This is a genomic window from Pantoea sp. JGM49 (assembly GCF_018257655.1).
Classification (GTDB): Bacteria; Pseudomonadota; Gammaproteobacteria; order Enterobacterales; family Enterobacteriaceae; genus Pantoea; species Pantoea communis.
This window is the reverse complement of the sequence record NZ_JAERJM010000051.1, coordinates 1-515: the sequence shown is the minus strand read 5'-3', so window position 1 is coordinate 515 and position 515 is coordinate 1. Positions and strand designations below refer to the sequence as shown.

1 rRNA gene is annotated in these 515 nt (G+C 53.4%); it reads right to left on the bottom strand.

The features are described 5' to 3' along the window. Positions 1-11 precede the first annotated feature (11 nt). A 16S ribosomal RNA gene (locus JK231_RS25415) occupies positions 12-515 on the bottom strand; the annotation flags it as partial.

The following is a 515-nucleotide window of genomic DNA, read 5'->3' as shown; positions in this document are numbered from 1 at the left end:
GTATCTTCAGGTAAGGAGGTGATCCAACCGCAGGTTCCCCTACGGTTACCTTGTTACGACTTCACCCCAGTCATGAATCACAAAGTGGTAAGCGCCCTCCCGAAGGTTAAGCTACCTACTTCTTTTGCAACCCACTCCCATGGTGTGACGGGCGGTGTGTACAAGGCCCGGGAACGTATTCACCGTAGCATTCTGATCTACGATTACTAGCGATTCCGACTTCATGGAGTCGAGTTGCAGACTCCAATCCGGACTACGACGCACTTTATGAGGTCCGCTTGCTCTCGCGAGGTCGCTTCTCTTTGTATGCGCCATTGTAGCACGTGTGTAGCCCTACTCGTAAGGGCCATGATGACTTGACGTCATCCCCACCTTCCTCCAGTTTATCACTGGCAGTCTCCTTTGAGTTCCCGGCCGGACCGCTGGCAACAAAGGATAAGGGTTGCGCTCGTTGCGGGACTTAACCCAACATTTCACAACACGAGCTGACGACAGCCATGCAGCACCTGTCTCAG